Source organism: Pseudomonadota bacterium, from assembly GCA_039028155.1.
Taxonomy (GTDB): domain Bacteria; phylum Pseudomonadota; class Alphaproteobacteria; order SP197; family SP197; genus JANQGO01.
The window spans coordinates 1-15,769 of record JBCCIS010000028.1; the positions used below are offsets into that span (position 1 = coordinate 1).

Genomic DNA, 15,769 nt, shown 5'->3' on the forward strand with positions numbered 1-15,769 from the left:
GAACAGGCTGAAGGAAACGCATCTTAATGGACTGCCGCCGTGATCGGCAAACAGGCATGCGGCCCTTCACGAACGGTGCTTTTTCCTCCGTCGGCACCGTGTTAGCAAGGCAAAATCTGTTCATCAGGGGAGCACCATGAGACGTCACCTCGTTGCCGGGAACTGGAAAATGAATGGCCAGGTGGCCGATGGCGTGGCCCGTGTCGAGGAGCTGGCAAGCCTGGCCTCATCGCAGCCTGCCGCGTGTGACGTGCTGATCTGCCCGCCGGCGACATTGATCGTGCCGCTCAGGGGCTATGTCAGCGCTGGCGGTATGGCGCTGGGTGGTCAGGACTGCCACCACGAGGATAGTGGCGCCTTCACCGGCGATGTTGCTGCGCCGATGTTGGCGGATATTGGCTGCAGTCACGTCATTGTTGGCCATTCCGAGCGTCGCCGGGACCACGGCGAAACCAACGAACTCGTGGCGGCCAAGGCGTCGGCGGCCCATCGTGCTGGGCTGCAGGCCATCATTTGCGTCGGCGAAACCAAGGCGGAGCGCGACGCCGGTGACGCCATCGGCGTTGTCACGCGACAGGTGCGCGAGAGCGTGCCGGGCGGGGCCGGCGCGGAGAACACGGTCATCGCCTATGAGCCGGTTTGGGCCATCGGCACCGGCGATACCGCCATGCCGGCCGATGTCGAGGCGATGCACGGCACGATCCGCAGCACCCTGGCAGAGATGATCGGCGCGGACTCCGAACGCCTGCGGCTTCTCTATGGTGGCTCGGTCAAGCCGGACAACGCCGTCGAACTCATGGCGATCGACGATGTCGATGGTGCGCTGGTCGGCGGTGCCAGCCTGAAGCCCGCCGACTTCTGGGCCATTGTCCAGGCTTGCCCACGCGCCTGATCGAACCCACATAAGGGCTCGACTTTCTGCGCTGGCATAGGTCTGGCAGCTATGATAAACGCTGCCGCGCTGTGCCGGGCACAGCGATCCGGTCCCTTGTTTAACGAATAGGTCCTGGTGTCATGGAGACGGTACTCGTCCTCCTGCATGTGTGTTTTGCCATTGCGATCGTTGCCTTGGTGCTGCTGCAGCGCAGCGAGGGCGGCGGTCTAGGCCTTGGCGGTGGTGGCGGCGGCGGTGGCGGCGCCGGGTCGATGGGCGGCCTGATGTCGTCGCGCGGCACCGCTAACCTCTTGACCCGCGCGACGGCGATTGTCGCGGCGCTGTTCTTCGCCACCAGCATGGCGCTGAGCATTTGGGTCGCCAATACCAGCGGACCGACATCGATCGTCGATGACATTCCCGCATCGACCGGCACCACGGCGCCGGCCGAAGACGAGACCGGCGTGCCGAGCGTGCCGGTCGGCGAATGATCTCGTCGGGCGTTTCGAAATCATCCACACTTCATAGTCGACGTGCCTTCGAAGCCCTCTTGGGCAGCGATGCTCTTGTGATAGGGTGATCGCCCATGGCCCGGTACATATTTGTCACCGGCGGCGTGGTCTCCTCCCTTGGTAAGGGCCTGACAACGGCCGCATTAGGCGCGTTGCTGCAAGCGCGGGGTTACCGCGTGCGGCTGCGCAAGTTCGACCCGTATCTGAACGTCGATCCCGGCACCATGAGCCCCTATCAGCATGGTGAGGTCTACGTCACCGACGACGGTGCGGAGACCGATCTGGACCTCGGCCACTATGAAAGGTTCACCGGTGTACCGGCGCGCCAAAGCGACACGGTGACCAGCGGCAAAGTATACTCAGACGTCATCACCCACGAGCGGCGCGGCGACTATCTGGGCGGCACGGTCCAGGTCATTCCCCATGTGACCGATGCCATCAAGGACTATGTCGGCGCGCAGACCGACGACGCCGACTTTGTGCTGTGCGAGATCGGCGGCACCATCGGTGACATTGAAAGCCTGCCGTTCCTGGAAGCGATCCGCCAGATGGCGCAGGAGATGCCGCACCGTCACGCGATCTTCATCCATCATACCCTGGTGCCGTATCTGAAGGCGGCCGGCGAACTGAAGACCAAGCCGACCCAGCACTCGGTCAAGGAAATGCGCTCGATTGGCCTGCAGCCCGACATCCTGGTGTGCCGCAGCGAGCATCCGATTCCCGACAGCGAGCGGCGCAAGATCGCCCAGTTCTGCAACGTTCCGGTCGCCGCCGTGATCCCGGCGCTGGACGTTGACACGATCTATCAGGTGCCGATCAGCTATCATGACGCCGGCCTGGACCGCGAAGTGCTGCAGGCCTTCGGCATCACAGACCAACGCGGCCCCGATCTGTCGTCGTGGCGGCGCATTGTCAGCGATGTGCGCCAGCCCGATGGCGAGGTCTCAATCGCCGTGGTCGGCAAGTACACCGGCCTGAAAGACGCCTATAAGTCGCTCTCCGAAGCGCTGACCCATGGCGGCATCGCCAACAAGGTCTCGGTCAAGCTGACATGGATCGATTCGGAGATCTTCGAGCAGGAAGACGCGGTCAATCGTTTGGACGATGTCGATGGTATCCTGGTGCCCGGCGGATTTGGCGAGCGTGGCGCCGAGGGCAAGATTGCCGCCGCCACCTTCGCGCGCCAGCACAAGGTGCCGTACTTCGGCATCTGCTTCGGCATGCAGATGGCCGTGATCGAAGCGGCCCGCAGCCTGGTTGGTTTGCCGGGCGCGTCGTCGACGGAGTTCGGGCCCTGCGAAGACGCGGTCGTCGGCCTTTTGACCGAGTGGTCACGCGGCAACACGGTCGAGCGACGCGAGGCCGACGGCGACATGGGCGGCACCATGCGGCTGGGCGCCTATGACTGCGACCTCATTGCGAACACAAAGGTTGCCGATATCTACGGCCAGAGCCACATCTCGGAACGTCATCGGCACCGCTACGAGGTCAACATCAACTACCGCGATCGCCTGGAGAAAGCCGGCATGGTGTTTTCCGGTCTGTCGCCCGACGGGGCGCTGCCGGAGATCATTGAGTTGGCGGATCACCCCTGGTTTGTCGGCGTACAGTTCCACCCGGAGCTGAAGTCCAAGCCGTTTGAGCCGCATCCGCTGTTCGCCTCGTTCATCCGCGCCGCGGTCGAGCAATCAAGGTTGGTCTAACCATGACGCCCAAACACGTCCAGATTGGGCCGGTCAGTGTCGGCAACGATCTCGGTCTCACCATCATCGCCGGGCCGTGTGCCATCGAAGGCCGCGACCACGCGCTCAAGACGGCTGAGCGGCTGGTCAGAATCACCGAGCAGGCCGGTGTCGGTTTCATCTACAAGAGCTCGTTCGACAAGGCCAATCGCACCAGCATCGACAGTGGCCGGGGCATTGGCATGGAGGAGGGGCTCCAGGTCCTGGCCGATGTCAGGGAAAATCACGGGTGTCCGGTGCTGACCGATGTCCACGAACGCGAGCAGTGCGCGCCGGCGGCTGATGCGGTCGATGTTCTTCAGATACCGGCCTACCTCTGCCGCCAGACCGATCTTTTGGTTGCCGCCGGCAAGACCGGCAAGGCCGTCAACGTCAAGAAGGGCCAGTTCCTGGCGCCGTGGGATATGAAGCACGTGGCGGCCAAGGTCGCTTCGACGGGCAATGAGAACATCCTGTTGACCGAGCGTGGCGCCAGCTTTGGCTACAACACCCTGGTCTCCGACATGCGCGCGCTGCCGATCATGGCCGAAGAGGGCTATCCATTAGTCTTTGACGCCACTCATTCCGTCCAGCAGCCCGGCGGCCAGGGCGGCACGAGCGGCGGTCAGCGAGAGTTTGTGCCGGTTCTGGCCCGCGCCGCTGTCGCGGTCGGAACGGCGGCTGTCTTCATGGAAACCCATGAGGATCCCGACAGCGCGCCCAGCGACGGCCCCAACATGGTGCCGCTGGACGACATGCCGGAACTGCTGGCGACGCTTGTCGCCCTTGACGGCTTGGTCAAGAAACGGGCAAACACCGCCTGACCTCGCGCTTCTCGCGCACTCGTCATCACAAGAACCAAGGGGGAGGCGGCCATGTCGGCCATCCTGGACATTCATGCGCGTGAAATTCTCGACAGCCGTGGCAACCCCACGGTCGAGGTCGAGGTGCTTCTTGAATCCGGTGCCCACGGATTGGCCGCCGTGCCTTCGGGCGCATCGACCGGCGCCCACGAGGCGGTCGAACGGCGTGATGGCGATGCGGCGCGCTACGGCGGCAAAGGCGTGTTGGGCGCGATCGGTGCCGTTGATGGCGAGATATTCGATGCGCTCTCCGGCATGGACGCCACCGATCAGGAATCGATTGACCGCACGCTGATCGACCTCGACGGCACGCCCAACAAGAGTCGTCTGGGTGCCAACGCGACACTGGGTGTCAGCCTGGCGATCGCACGCGCCGCCGCCGAGGATTGCGTGATGCCGCTCTACCGTTACATCGGCGGTACGCTCGCGCACACCCTGCCTGTGCCGATGATGAACGTGATCAACGGCGGTGCGCATGCGGATAATGCTCTTGATTTCCAGGAGCTTATGATCGTTCCCGTAGGTGCCTCAAGTTTTGCTGAAGGTTTGCGCGCGGGCGCCGAAGTGTTCCAGGCGCTTAAGAAAAACCTGTCGGACCAAGGGCTCAGCACGAATGTCGGCGACGAGGGCGGTTTTGCGCCGGATATTGCCGATGCCAACGCCGCCCTAGACCTGCTGCTTCGCGCAATCGAGGCGACCGGTCGCACGCCCGGCGACGACGTCGCGCTCGCCCTTGATGCGGCCTCGACCGAGTTCTTTGCTGACGGCGTTTACACCGTGGCTGAAGTTGGGCGCGATTCGGATGCCATGATCGAGGTTTACGTCGGCATGCTGGATTCCTATCCGATCGTTTCCATCGAAGACGGTCTGGCCGAAGACGATTGGGCGGGCTGGGCGAAGCTGACCGAAGCGCTTGGCGACCGGGTGCAGCTTGTCGGTGACGATCTCTTCGTCACCAACGTCGAGCGTGTCCGCATGGGGCTCGATCAGGCCGCGGCCAACGCGGTGCTGGTCAAGGTCAACCAGATCGGCACCTTGAGCGAAACCCTTGAAACCGTTCAGCTTTCCCACCGCGGCGGTTTCGCGACGGTGATGTCCCATCGCTCCGGCGAGACCGAGGATACGACCATTGCGGACCTCGCGGTCGCGGCGGCCTGCGGTCAGATCAAGACCGGGTCTTTGTCGCGCTCGGACCGGACGGCCAAGTACAACCGGCTGCTCAGAATCGAAGAGGAACTGGGCGATAGCGCAGTCTACCCAGGTCGTCGTGCCTTCCATCAACTGAACGGTTAGCCGTCGTTGCTGCCTTCCGGCCTTCGAAAGTCGGGGCAAATTGCTGATTTACAGCGTTTTTTCTTGACCTCTTAAGAGGCCGGTGATTCACTGCGCCCATGGTTCGACTTCGCGAACGTCTTCGCCGCTCTGCTAAGCACCTGCCGGGTCTGGTTGGCATGTGCGCCGTCGTCTACTTCGGCTACCACGCCATCCAGGGCGATCGCGGCCTGCTGACCCTGATCACGCTCGACAACCGGGTCGCCTCGGTGAGCCATCAGGTTGACGTTGTCAAAAGCGAGCAGATGGTGTTGGCGCAGCGTGTTTCCCTGATGCGTCCGGCGAGCCTCGACCGTGACATGCTGGAAGAGCAGGTTCGTCTGGTCCTGAACTACACCCACCCCAACGACGTCGTCATCCAGGTCGACGAGCGCTAAGGCGTAGCTGGAAAAATCCCCCGAGGGGGATAAATCCATCGACTTTCATGCATTTGTAACGGTGCGGTGCTTGCAAGCGGGCCGGCGCGTCCCTAGTTTGCTGCTAAGCGAACGGCGCAATCGTTCGCGCGAGGCGCTTTCATCTAGGGGGACGCATGGCCCGCACCACAGCGAGCAAGACCCGAGCCGGTGGACGCAAAGCAGCGCCGGCCAAAGCAGCAGACAGTCAAATTCCCGGTGACGAACTCCTGAACTGCTACCAGCAGATGCTGCTGGTGCGCCGTTTCGAGGAAAAGGTCGGCCAGATGTACGGCATGGGCCTGATCGGCGGTTTTTGCCACCTCTATATCGGTCAGGAAGCCGTCGTCGTCGGGATGGATCATGCATGCCGGCCCGACGATACGGTGATCACCAGCTATCGTTGCCATGCCCACGCGCTGATCCGGGGCGTCCCTGCCAAGACCGTCATGGCCGAACTGACCGGCCGCGCCGCCGGTATCTCGAGAGGCAAGGGCGGCTCGATGCACATGTTCGACCGTTCGCTCGGTTTTTATGGCGGTCACGGCATTGTCGCGGCCCAGGTTCCGCTTGGCGCCGGCATCGCGTTCGCCATGAAGTACCGCGAGCAGGATACGGTCTCGCTCGACTACTTCGGCGAAGGCGCGGCCAACCAGGGCCAGGTCTATGAAACCTTCAACATGGCGAGCCTGTGGAAGCTGCCGGTCGTCTTCATTGTCGAAAACAATCAATACGCCATGGGCACGTCGATCGAGCGGTCAAAAGCGGGCACGGAACTCTACCGCCGTGGCGAGGCGTTCGGCATCCCCGGCATCGAGGTCGACGGCATGGATGTCGAGGCGGTGTGCAAGGGCGGTGCTGAGGCGATCGCTCACTGCCGGGCCGGTGAGGGACCGATCCTGGTCGAGATGAAGACCTATCGCTATCGCGGCCACTCCATGTCAGACCCCGCGAAGTACCGGTCAAAGGACGAGGTCAAGAAGATGCGCGCCGAGCACGACCCGATCGATCACATCCGCGCCGTCTTGATCGAGCGTGGCGAGGCCGATGACGACAAGCTGAAAGAGATCGACCGGGAGGTGAAGTCGGAGGTCGCCGAGGCCGCCGAATTCGCCCAGAACGCGTCCGAGCCCGAGCTCGAGGAGCTCTACACCGACGTCTACGCCGAAACAGCGGCTTAAGGGGGCGCGCAGATGGTCGAGATTACCGTACGCGATGCGTTGCGCGATGCCATGGCCGAGGAGATGCGCCGCGATCCCGATGTTTTCCTGATCGGCGAAGAGGTCGCGGAGTATCAGGGCGCCTACAAGGTGAGCCAGGGATTGCTTGAGGAGTTCGGCGCGCGCCGGGTCGTGGATACGCCGATTACCGAACACGGGTTCGCCGGGCTGAGTGTCGGCGCGGCCTTCGCAGGCCTCAGGCCGATCACCGAGTTCATGACCTTTAACTTCGCGATGCAGGCGATGGACCACCTGATCAATTCAGCGGCCAAGACCCTCTATATGTCGGCTGGCCAGATCAACGTGCCCATTGTGTTTCGCGGGCCCAATGGGGCGGCCGCGCGCGTGGCGGCCCAGCACTCGCAAAGCTACGCGAGCTGGTATAGCCATGTGCCCGGCTTGAAGGTCGTCGCGCCGTACTCCGCTGAGGATGCGAAAGGCCTTTTGAAGTCGGCCATCCGCGATCCCAATCCGGTCGTCGTTTTGGAGAACGAACTGCTCTATGGCGAGACCTTCGACCTGCCCGACGATGACGAGCTTCTGGTGCCGATTGGCAAGGCGAAGATCGAACGCGAAGGCAGCGACGTGACGATCGTGTCGTTCTCGATTGTTCTGGGTCAGGCCCTGCAGGCCGCCGAGATCCTGGCCGGCGAGGGTATCGAGGCGGAGGTGATCAACTTGCGAAGCCTGCGGCCTATGGATACCGACGCCATTCTGACATCGCTCGCCAAAACCAACCGTCTGGTGTGCGCCGAGGAAGGCTGGCCGCAGTCCGGCATTGGCGCGGAAGTCGCGGCCGTTTGCATGGAGCAGGGTTTCGACCTGTTGGATGCTCCGGTCAGGCGCGTCTGCGGCGCCGACGTGCCGTTGCCTTATGCCGCCAACCTCGAGCATGCGGCCCATCCGCAAGCCGAGCAGATTGTCGAGGCGGCCCGGGCCGTCTGCTACGCGGACGAATGAGCGAATAGGGGAAAGCCGAGATGACCATCAACATCACCATGCCCCAACTGTCGCCGACCATGACCGACGGCACGCTCTCGAAGTGGCTCGTCAAGGAAGGCGATAGCGTGACCTCCGGCGACGTGCTGGCGGAGATCGAGACCGACAAGGCGACGATGGAGGTCGAGTCGATCGACGAAGGCACCGTCGGCAAGATCCTTGTCGCCGAAGGCACCGACAACGTGCCGGTCAACAATGTCATCGCCGTGCTGTTGGAGGAGGGCGAAGACGCCTCCGCGCTTGACGGAGTTGATACTGCGCCGGCCGCGCCTGCGCCGGCGGCGGAGCCTGCGGCTGCTGAACCTGCCGCGCCTGAAGCTGAGGCACCAGCTGCTGCGGCGCCGGCACCGCAGCCGGCGGCAGCGCCCGCGCCCGCGCCCGCTGGCGGCGGCGAGCGGGTTAAGGCGAGCCCGTTGGCGCGTAGCATGGCCAAACAGGCCGGCATCGATCTGACCCAGTTGACCGGCAGTGGTCCCCATGGCCGTATCGTCAAGCGCGATGTCGAGGCCGCGGCGGCCGGCGGGGTCGCCACGGCGGCGTCACCGATCACAGCGACCATAGCGGCACCGGTGATGGCGCCCGGCGCGGCCTATGAGGACGTGAAACTCTCGAACATGCGGAAGGTCATCGCCGAACGTCTGCAGGAAGCCAAGCAGACGATCCCGCACTTTTATCTGACCGTCGATTGCGAACTCGACCGGTTGCTCGAGTTGCGCAAGGAGCTGAATGGCCGCTCCGATGACTACAAGCTCAGCGTCAATGACTTCGTCATCAAGGCGCTTGGCGTCGCGCTGCGCAAGGTGCCTGACGCCAACGCGGCTTGGGGCGGCGATGTCTTGCGCCGGTTCACGACGGTCGACGTCTCGGTTGCCGTGGCGATCGATGGCGGCCTGATCACGCCGATTATCCGCAACGCCGACGCCAAGGGCCTGGTCGAGATTTCCGAGGAGATGAAGGAACTCGCCGGGCGCGCGCGCGAAGGCAAGCTGATGCCCGAGGAGTATCAGGGCGGCACCTTCAGCCTCTCTAATCTCGGCATGTTCGGCATCAAGCAGTTCGACGCCGTCATCAACCCGCCACAGGCCGGCATCATTGCGGTCGGCGCGGGCGAGCAGCGGCCGGTGGTGAAGGACGGCGCGCTCAGTGTCGCCACCGTCATGAGCTGCACGTTGAGCTGCGATCACCGTGTCATCGACGGCGCCGTCGGTGCGCGTCTGCTGACCGCCTTCAAGGGGCTGATCGAAGAACCGCTGACCATGCTTCTCTAAAGGAGAACACGATGGCCGAAACCAAGTTCGACCTTGTCGTCGTCGGCGGTGGGCCCGGTGGCTATGTCGCCGCCATTCGCGCCGCTCAGCTCGGCATGAAGGTCGCCTGCGTCGAGCGCGAGCACCTGGGCGGCATCTGCCTCAACTGGGGCTGCATCCCGACCAAGGCGTTGCTGCGTTCGTCGGAGATCTTTCATCACCTGAACAACGCCGGCGACTTCGGCCTGACCGTCGGCGATGTCGGTTACGACGCCGGCAAGATCGTCGAGCGCAGCCGTCAGGTTGCCGGGCGTCTCTCAAAAGGTGTCGGGTTCCTCTTGAAGAAGAACAAGGTCACGGTGTTCGACGGCGAGGGCAAGCTGGCCGGCAAGGGCAAGCTGGCGGTCACCAAAGATGGCAAGGATGTCGCGACCCTGGAGGCTAAGCACATCATCCTGGCGACCGGCGCGCGCGCGCGCGATCTGCCGGACATCAAGGCCGACGGCAAGCTGATCTGGTCCTACAAGGAAGCCATGGTCCCGGACGCCATGCCGAAGTCTGTGCTGGTCATCGGTTCAGGCGCGATCGGTATCGAGTTCGCCAGCTTCTATCACGACATGGGTGCCGAAGTGACCGTGGTCGAAGTCGTCGACCGCATCCTGCCCGCCGAGGACGAGGAGATTTCAGACCTCGCGCTGAAGGCGTTCCAGAAGCAGGGTCTGACCATCCACACCGGCGCCAAGGTCAAGGGCGCCAAGCCAGCCCAGAAGACGGTTGCCGTGACCTTTGAGACGTCAGACGGCAAGGAGCAGAAGAAAACCGTCGACCGGGTCGTGCTGGCCGTCGGCATCACCGGCAATGTCGAAGACATCGGGCTGGACGGCACCAAGGTTCAGGTCGACCGTGGCCACATCGTCGTTGATGAGTGGCTGGCGACCGGCGAACCCGGCGTCTATGCCATCGGCGACGTCGTCGGACCGCCGTGGCTGGCGCACAAGGCAAGCCACGAAGGCGTCATCTGCGTCGAGAAGATCGCTGGCGTCGAGCACGTTCAGCCGATGATCAAGACCAATATTCCCGGCTGCACCTATTGCCGGCCCCAGGTTGCCAGCGTTGGCCTGACCGAGGCGGCCGCCAAGGAGCAGGGTCACAAGCTGAAAGTCGGCCGCTTCCCGTTCATCGGCAACGGCAAGGCGATCGCACTGGGTGACGATCAGGGTTTGGTGAAGACCATCTTCGATGCCGATACGGGCGAGCTTCTGGGCGCCCACATGATCGGTGCCGAGGTGACCGAGCTGATTCAGGGTTTCTGCATCGCCAAGACGCTCGAAACGACCGAGGTCGAGCTGATGGAGACCATTTTCCCGCATCCCACGCTGTCTGAGATGATGCACGAGTCGGTCCTTGCGGCTTATGACCGCGTCATCCACATATAGGCGCGGGAACGTGCGGCGCTTAGGAGAGCCAGCCGAACCATGACCAAGATCGCCCTTGTCGAGCGGCCGGCGGCGGAAACGCAACGGCCGCGCCATCCGGAAAAGGCCTGGAAACCGGCCAAGCCGGTGTCGCGCAAGCCGCCGTGGATCCGGGTCAAGGCACCGACATCGCCGGCCTTCAACGAGACCCGCAAGCTGATCCGCGAGAACGGTCTGACGACCGTGTGCGAGGAGGCCGCGTGCCCCAACATCGGCGAGTGCTGGGCCAACCAGCACGCGACCGTGATGATCCTGGGTGGCACCTGCACGCGCGCCTGCGCCTTCTGCAACGTGGCAACGGGTAAGCCGCTGGCGGTCGATCACGAAGAGCCGGCGAAACTGGCGCGCGCGGTCCAGGGGCTCGGCCTGAAGCATGTCGTCATTACCTCGGTCGACCGCGACGACCTGGCCGATGGCGGCGCCGATCAATTTGTCCAGTGCATCCTGGCGCTGCGCGATGCGACACCGGATACGACCATCGAGATCCTGACGCCCGACTTCCTGCGCAAGGAGGGCGCCATCGAGGCGGTGGTGGCGGCCAGGCCCGATGTCTACAACCACAATCTGGAGACCGTGCCGCGGCTCTATCACAGCGTGCGGCCTGGCTCGCGCTACTTTGCCTCGCTGAACCTCTTGTGGCGGGTGAAGCTGAATGATCCGACGATCTTCACCAAGTCCGGCCTGATGGTCGGGCTCGGCGAAAGCCGCGATGAGGTTCAGCAAGTCATGGACGATCTGCGCGAGGCCGATGTCGACTTTCTTACCATCGGCCAATACCTGCAGCCGACGCCCCATCACCACGCCGTCGACCGCTTCTGGACGCCCGAAGAGTTCGCCGAGCTCGAGAAGATCGCCTATGCCAAGGGCTTTCTTATGGTGTCGGCGAGCCCGCTGACCCGCTCGTCCTATCACGCCGACGCGGACTTCGCGCAGATGCGCGAGAACCGTTTGAAGGCGCTTGGCTAATGCCGACGCACGCCGAACAGCGACCGCTGCCCTATACGCCGGAGCAGATGTTTGAGCTGGTTGGCGCTGTCGAACGTTACCCTGAATTCCTGCCCTGGTGTACGGCGACGCGCATCAAGCGGCGTCAGGACAATATCCTGTGGGCCGATCTTGCTGTCGGCTTCAAGGTGTTCCGGGAGACCTTCACGTCCAAGGTGACGCTGGACCGCCCAGACCGTATCGATGTCGAGTATCTGGACGGGCCGTTTCGGTATCTGAACAATCACTGGAAGTTCCTGCGCCAGCCCGACAACTCGACCGTGGTCGATTTCTATGTCGACTTCGAGTTCCGCTCGCGGATTCTGCAGAAGGCAATCGGCGTGCTGTTCGAGGAGGCTGTCAGGCGCATGGTTGCGGCCTTCGAGAGCCGTGCGCGGCAGCTCTATGGCACCGATGTGGCTTCGGCACAGCCGGCTGAAACGCTGCCATCCAGTTCGCGTTGATCATGGTGTCGGGAGTGCCAAAACGAACTGTCGATGTGCCGGCCTATGCGGGCGCGTGGATCAATGTCGCGGCGGGCGAGGCCGTGCGCCTGATCGACATCGAGGGTTGTCAGGTCGGTGATCTCTTCGCAGTGGCGAGCGATGACCACAACGAGTTCCTGAGTCCCTCGGTGACCCGTCTGAACAACGGCAACATCTTCCCTCGGATTGGCGAGGGGTTCTTCTCCTGCGCCGACCGGCCCATCCTGACCTTTCTGGAGGATACGTCGCCGGGTCAGCACGACATGCTCTACGCCTCCTGCAATGACGCGTGGTATCAAAGCCGGGGCATGCCCGACCACAAGAACTGCCGCGACAACTACTTCGCGGCGGCGCGCGACGCCGGCATCAATCACTTCATTCAGCCCGACCCCGTCAACATCTTCCAGAACACGCCGCCGAAACCGGACGGTTCGTTCTTCGTCGGCGTGACGTTGAGCGGTCCGGGTGACTACGTGACAATGCGCGCGGAACTGGATTGCATCGTTATCGTCACGGCCTGCTCGTCGGACCGCATTCTGGGCGGCAAGTCGACGCCGATGCGCCTTGAGGTCTACGACAGCTAATCTTGCGTCGCGTCGAGCGCCAATTTGAGCGCCTCGACGACAGAGCGCCGCCGCACTTCCGTGCGGCCGATATCACCGAACTGATGGACCCGATGGGTGAGGCCGCTGTCGCGCGCGGCAGCCATGTGCACAAGCCCCGCCGGTTTGGCCTGGCTGTCGCTGCCCGGGCCGGCGACGCCGGTGATCGCCAGACTAACGTGATTGGGTGAGAGCAGGGCGCCCTCGGCCATCGCGCGCGCGACTGGTTCGCTCACGGCGCCGTGCTCCTCGATCATCGCCTCGGGTACGCCGAGCAGGGCCGTCTTGGCGGCGTAGGAATAGGTCACGAAACCGCGGTCGACCACATCGGAGGAGCCGGCGATGGCGGTGAGCGCGCCAGCGACGAGGCCGCCAGTGCACGACTCCGCGGTAACGATCATCAGGCGACGTTCTCGGCAGCGTTCCAATGTCTGCCGCGCCATGTCCAGGACTTCCTGATCAAACATAGTTCTGTATCAGAAACGCAACGATCCACACCGCGATGGCTGCAAACAGCCCGGCAAGAACATCGTCGAGCATAACTCCCCAGGCGCCGGGGATGCGCCGATCGATCCAGCCTATCGGCCATGGCTTGATGATGTCGAACAGACGGAAGAAGGCAAAACCCAGAACGAAGAGGAACGGACTAACTCCAGCCGTTGTAAGGGCCAGGAGCTGTCCTGCGACTTCGTCGACCACGATCGAGGGCTGATCGTCGCTCTCCGTCTCGTCGGTCATGCCACCGATCATGCGGTGACTGGCCCATAACCCGGCGACAAACACCAAAACGGCGCCGGCGAGTACCAGATAGGTCCCGCCGACGAGGGCAAGCACCAGACCAATCGGCACTGCCGCCATCGATCCCCAGGTCCCCGGTGCCGGGCGGATCAGTCCGACATGGAACCACGTGGCGACAAGCGTTGAGAGCGCGTTGCGCTCGACGCCGGCCGGTAGGCTGGCGCGGCGGCTCTGTTTTTCGGTCATGGGGCCGGCAGATCCATGGTGACGACCGCGCTACCGGCAATGCCTTCGCCGCGTCCGGCAAAACCCAATCCGTCGGTCGATGTTACTTTCACATTGATGCGCGACAGCGGGGCGTCCAGAAGACTGGCAACCCGTTCGCGCATGACCGGTTGATGACGCGCCAATCGCGGTCGTTCGCAGATCAGCGTGATGTCGGCGTTGATCAGGCGGGCATCGCGTTCTTTCATCATGGCAACCGCGACGGCAAGCAGGTCGCTTGATGGCCGGCCATGCCACGTGGTGTCGTTCGGCGGGAAATGGGTGCCCAGATCGCCTGTACCGAGCGCGCCGAAGATCGCGTCGATCAGGACGTGGAGCCCGACATCCGCGTCCGAGTTACCGGCGAGGCCGTGGGTATGGGGCACGTCGATGCCGCAAAGCGTCACGTGGGCGCCGTCCGTGAAGGCATGAACATCGAACCCCATACCGGTTCGGATCTCGCGCCGTCCAAGCGATGACCGGGCGCGTTCGAGGTCATCCGGTGTGGTGATCTTTGTGTTGTCCACGGCTCCCTCGATCATGCGTACGGTCATGCCCGCCGCCTCGGCAACCGCCGCATCGTCGGTCAAAGCCTGCCCTGTGGCTTGGCGGTGCGCCTCAAGAATGGCATCGAAGTGAAATCCCTGGGGGGTCTGGGCGGCCCAAAGGCCGTCACGCGGTTCCGTCGCAACGACGATGCCGGTCTCGCATCGCTTCAGGGTGTCGGGCACCGCGAGGCCCGGCAACACGGCACGATCGGTCGCCAGAGCGTCGACAACGCGTTGAATGAGGTTCGCCGATACGAACGGGCGGGCCGCGTCGTGGATCAGGACGTTACCGGGGGCATGGTCGGTCAGCGCCTCAAGGCCGGCGGCGACCGACGCTTGCCTCGTCGCGCCGCCATCGATGGGCGGACCCAGGTCAAGGCCGTCGACCGCACGGTCATACTGGTCCCGCCACGCGGGATCGATCACGACACGCACACCGTCAATCGCCGGGTGGTCGTGGAAGGCACCCAGCGTCCAGGAAAGCAGCGGTTTGCCGGCGATGTCGGCGTACTGTTTCGGCAGATCGGATCCCGCCCGTTCGCCGCGGCCGGCAGCGACAATCAGGGCAACAGTTGACGGCATGGCAGCGCTGTAGCGGTTGCGAAAATCGAGGCAGGCGACTTTAGGCCAAGCGCCGGATGGCGTCGATGGAAACGCATGCCCGGAACGGTTAGGTTGCCGCCATGACCACATTCACCGTCTACAACCTCGTGGCGCTGGTGTCGCTGCTGTCGGCCGCGCTGGTGCCGTGGCGTCGCAGTCAGGCGCCTGATACTTGCTTTTGGGCGGCGCTGGGTCTGGCGTTGCTCGTGTGCATGGCCTGGGCCGTCTTCCAGGTCGAGCCGGCATGGAGCACGGGGTTCGCGACGGCGCTGTGGCTGACGATCGCCGCCACGCTGTTTGCCTTTGTCATTCTGGTTCTGCTGGTCCACGATGCCTGGCGCTTGGCGCCGCTTCTGTTGCCCTACCTGCTTCTGCTGGGCCTGATTGCAACCTTGTGGAGCCAGACGGCGTCGGCATCGGTGCCGTCGGAGACGCCGTTCGGCTGGTTCGCCGTCCATGTCGCGGTCTCACTGGCAACCTATGTGCTGGTTACGTTGGCGGCGGTTGCCGGCGCGGCGGTCTTGGTGCAGGAAAGGGCGCTGAAACGTCGCGCGCCGGGCCGCGTTAGCCGCAGCCTACCGTCCATTGCCGATGCCGAGCGCCTGGAACACCGCCTCTTGATTGCCGCTGAAATCATCCTGGGCTTGGGGATCGTGACGGGCATGGCGGCCCAGTTCGCGGCCGACGGCAGCCTGATCAACATCGACCATAAGACCACCTTCGCGCTTGCCGCCTTCGTGGTGCTGGGCGGCCTGCTGATTGCCCAGCGTTTGTGGGGCCTGCGGGGCAGGCGCGCGGCCCGTTACGTGCTGGTCGTCTACCTGTTGCTGACGCTCGCCTATCCGGGCGTGAAGTTCGTGACCGACGTGATTCTCTAGATATGTGTGGGCGCCATGGCAGGCGCGTG

Annotated in this window: 16 protein-coding genes and 1 pseudogene; 14 read left to right on the top strand and 3 right to left on the bottom strand. The window is 63.7% G+C overall.

Features of this window, described 5'->3' with window-relative positions:
• The first annotated feature begins 136 nt into the window (after window positions 1-136).
• The 13 genes and pseudogenes from tpiA (at window position 137) to AAF563_15185 (ending at window position 12,691) form a co-directional block, all read left to right on the top strand.
• Complete coding sequence (gene tpiA / locus AAF563_15125) at window positions 137-892, top strand: triose-phosphate isomerase (GenBank protein ID MEM7122613.1); 756 nt, start codon at window positions 137-139, stop codon at window positions 890-892.
• 122 nt (window positions 893-1,014) lie between these two features.
• The gene (gene secG, locus AAF563_15130; protein ID MEM7122614.1) at window positions 1,015-1,365 is read left to right on the top strand and encodes a preprotein translocase subunit SecG; all 351 of its coding nucleotides are present in this window, start codon (window positions 1,015-1,017) and stop codon (window positions 1,363-1,365) included.
• Between the two features lie 95 nt (window positions 1,366-1,460).
• Window positions 1,461-3,089 carry a CTP synthase gene (locus AAF563_15135; GenBank protein ID MEM7122615.1) on the top strand — a complete coding sequence of 543 codons (1,629 nt, stop codon included), beginning with the start codon at window positions 1,461-1,463 and terminating at the stop codon, window positions 3,087-3,089.
• Between the two features lie 2 nt (window positions 3,090-3,091).
• The gene (gene kdsA, locus AAF563_15140) at window positions 3,092-3,931 is read left to right on the top strand and encodes a 3-deoxy-8-phosphooctulonate synthase (protein MEM7122616.1); all 840 of its coding nucleotides are present in this window, start codon (window positions 3,092-3,094) and stop codon (window positions 3,929-3,931) included.
• A 51-nt stretch (window positions 3,932-3,982) separates the two neighbouring features.
• Window positions 3,983-5,263, top strand: coding sequence for a phosphopyruvate hydratase (gene eno, locus AAF563_15145; protein ID MEM7122617.1), 1,281 nt, complete (start codon window positions 3,983-3,985; stop codon window positions 5,261-5,263).
• A 98-nt stretch (window positions 5,264-5,361) separates the two neighbouring features.
• A complete protein-coding gene (locus AAF563_15150) occupies window positions 5,362-5,679 on the top strand; it encodes a septum formation initiator family protein (GenBank protein MEM7122618.1) in 318 nt (105 codons plus the stop codon).
• A gap of 155 nt (window positions 5,680-5,834) precedes the next feature.
• The gene (pdhA, locus tag AAF563_15155) at window positions 5,835-6,878 is read left to right on the top strand and encodes a pyruvate dehydrogenase (acetyl-transferring) E1 component subunit alpha (protein ID MEM7122619.1); all 1,044 of its coding nucleotides are present in this window, start codon (window positions 5,835-5,837) and stop codon (window positions 6,876-6,878) included.
• 15 nt (window positions 6,879-6,893) lie between these two features.
• Window positions 6,894-7,877: pseudogene (locus tag AAF563_15160) on the top strand (pyruvate dehydrogenase complex E1 component subunit beta).
• A gap of 20 nt (window positions 7,878-7,897) precedes the next feature.
• On the top strand, window positions 7,898-9,184 hold the full coding sequence (locus AAF563_15165; GenBank protein MEM7122620.1) for a pyruvate dehydrogenase complex dihydrolipoamide acetyltransferase: 1,287 nt from the start codon (window positions 7,898-7,900) through the stop codon (window positions 9,182-9,184).
• Between the two features lie 11 nt (window positions 9,185-9,195).
• On the top strand, window positions 9,196-10,599 hold the full coding sequence (gene lpdA, locus AAF563_15170; GenBank protein MEM7122621.1) for a dihydrolipoyl dehydrogenase: 1,404 nt from the start codon (window positions 9,196-9,198) through the stop codon (window positions 10,597-10,599).
• A 39-nt stretch (window positions 10,600-10,638) separates the two neighbouring features.
• Entirely contained in the window at window positions 10,639-11,604 is a 966-nt protein-coding gene (lipA, locus tag AAF563_15175) for a lipoyl synthase (protein MEM7122622.1), read from the top strand.
• Window positions 11,604-12,086, top strand: coding sequence for a type II toxin-antitoxin system RatA family toxin (locus AAF563_15180; protein MEM7122623.1), 483 nt, complete (start codon window positions 11,604-11,606; stop codon window positions 12,084-12,086). Before lipA ends, AAF563_15180 begins: the two co-directional genes overlap by 1 nt.
• 14 nt (window positions 12,087-12,100) lie before the next feature.
• Complete coding sequence (locus tag AAF563_15185; protein ID MEM7122624.1) at window positions 12,101-12,691, top strand: urea carboxylase-associated family protein; 591 nt, start codon at window positions 12,101-12,103, stop codon at window positions 12,689-12,691.
• On the opposite strand, the gene AAF563_15190 is transcribed toward AAF563_15185, so the two are convergent.
• From AAF563_15190 to AAF563_15200, 3 genes are read right to left on the bottom strand one after another with little or no spacing between them, the layout of a single operon-like run.
• Window positions 12,688-13,176 (bottom strand): CinA family protein, encoded by a 489-nt coding sequence (locus tag AAF563_15190; GenBank protein MEM7122625.1) that lies wholly within the window; start codon window positions 13,174-13,176, stop codon window positions 12,688-12,690. The two genes, AAF563_15185 and AAF563_15190, sit on opposite strands and share 4 nt — an antisense overlap.
• Window positions 13,169-13,693: a phosphatidylglycerophosphatase A gene (locus tag AAF563_15195; protein MEM7122626.1), complete on the bottom strand. Its 525-nt coding sequence runs from the start codon at window positions 13,691-13,693 to the stop codon at window positions 13,169-13,171. The genes AAF563_15190 and AAF563_15195 overlap by 8 nt, the downstream gene beginning before the upstream one ends.
• The gene (locus AAF563_15200; GenBank protein ID MEM7122627.1) at window positions 13,690-14,841 is read right to left on the bottom strand and encodes a bifunctional 2-C-methyl-D-erythritol 4-phosphate cytidylyltransferase/2-C-methyl-D-erythritol 2,4-cyclodiphosphate synthase; all 1,152 of its coding nucleotides are present in this window, start codon (window positions 14,839-14,841) and stop codon (window positions 13,690-13,692) included. Before AAF563_15200 ends, AAF563_15195 begins: the two co-directional genes overlap by 4 nt.
• 101 nt (window positions 14,842-14,942) lie before the next feature.
• Here AAF563_15200 and ccsA point away from each other — a divergent pair, with 101 nt between their 5' ends.
• The gene (ccsA, locus tag AAF563_15205; protein ID MEM7122628.1) at window positions 14,943-15,740 is read left to right on the top strand and encodes a cytochrome c biogenesis protein CcsA; all 798 of its coding nucleotides are present in this window, start codon (window positions 14,943-14,945) and stop codon (window positions 15,738-15,740) included.
• Window positions 15,741-15,769 lie beyond the last annotated feature (29 nt).

What these genes read in the sequence shown, in the direction of transcription:
- tpiA (MEM7122613.1), top strand. Translation starts at nt 137, where the DNA reads ATGAGACGTCACCTCGTTGCCGGGAACTGGAAAATGAATGGCCAGGTG.
- secG (MEM7122614.1), top strand. Translation starts at nt 1,015, where the DNA reads ATGGAGACGGTACTCGTCCTCCTGCATGTGTGTTTTGCCATTGCGATC.
- AAF563_15135 (MEM7122615.1), top strand. Translation starts at nt 1,461, where the DNA reads ATGGCCCGGTACATATTTGTCACCGGCGGCGTGGTCTCCTCCCTTGGT.
- kdsA (MEM7122616.1), top strand. Translation starts at nt 3,092, where the DNA reads ATGACGCCCAAACACGTCCAGATTGGGCCGGTCAGTGTCGGCAACGAT.
- eno (MEM7122617.1), top strand. Translation starts at nt 3,983, where the DNA reads ATGTCGGCCATCCTGGACATTCATGCGCGTGAAATTCTCGACAGCCGT.
- AAF563_15150 (MEM7122618.1), top strand. Translation starts at nt 5,362, where the DNA reads ATGGTTCGACTTCGCGAACGTCTTCGCCGCTCTGCTAAGCACCTGCCG.
- pdhA (MEM7122619.1), top strand. Translation starts at nt 5,835, where the DNA reads ATGGCCCGCACCACAGCGAGCAAGACCCGAGCCGGTGGACGCAAAGCA.
- AAF563_15165 (MEM7122620.1), top strand. Translation starts at nt 7,898, where the DNA reads ATGACCATCAACATCACCATGCCCCAACTGTCGCCGACCATGACCGAC.
- lpdA (MEM7122621.1), top strand. Translation starts at nt 9,196, where the DNA reads ATGGCCGAAACCAAGTTCGACCTTGTCGTCGTCGGCGGTGGGCCCGGT.
- lipA (MEM7122622.1), top strand. Translation starts at nt 10,639, where the DNA reads ATGACCAAGATCGCCCTTGTCGAGCGGCCGGCGGCGGAAACGCAACGG.
- AAF563_15180 (MEM7122623.1), top strand. Translation starts at nt 11,604, where the DNA reads ATGCCGACGCACGCCGAACAGCGACCGCTGCCCTATACGCCGGAGCAG.
- AAF563_15190 (MEM7122625.1), bottom strand. Translation starts at nt 13,176, where the DNA reads ATGTTTGATCAGGAAGTCCTGGACATGGCGCGGCAGACATTGGAACGC.
- AAF563_15195 (MEM7122626.1), bottom strand. Translation starts at nt 13,693, where the DNA reads ATGACCGAAAAACAGAGCCGCCGCGCCAGCCTACCGGCCGGCGTCGAG.
- AAF563_15200 (MEM7122627.1), bottom strand. Translation starts at nt 14,841, where the DNA reads ATGCCGTCAACTGTTGCCCTGATTGTCGCTGCCGGCCGCGGCGAACGG.
- ccsA (MEM7122628.1), top strand. Translation starts at nt 14,943, where the DNA reads ATGACCACATTCACCGTCTACAACCTCGTGGCGCTGGTGTCGCTGCTG.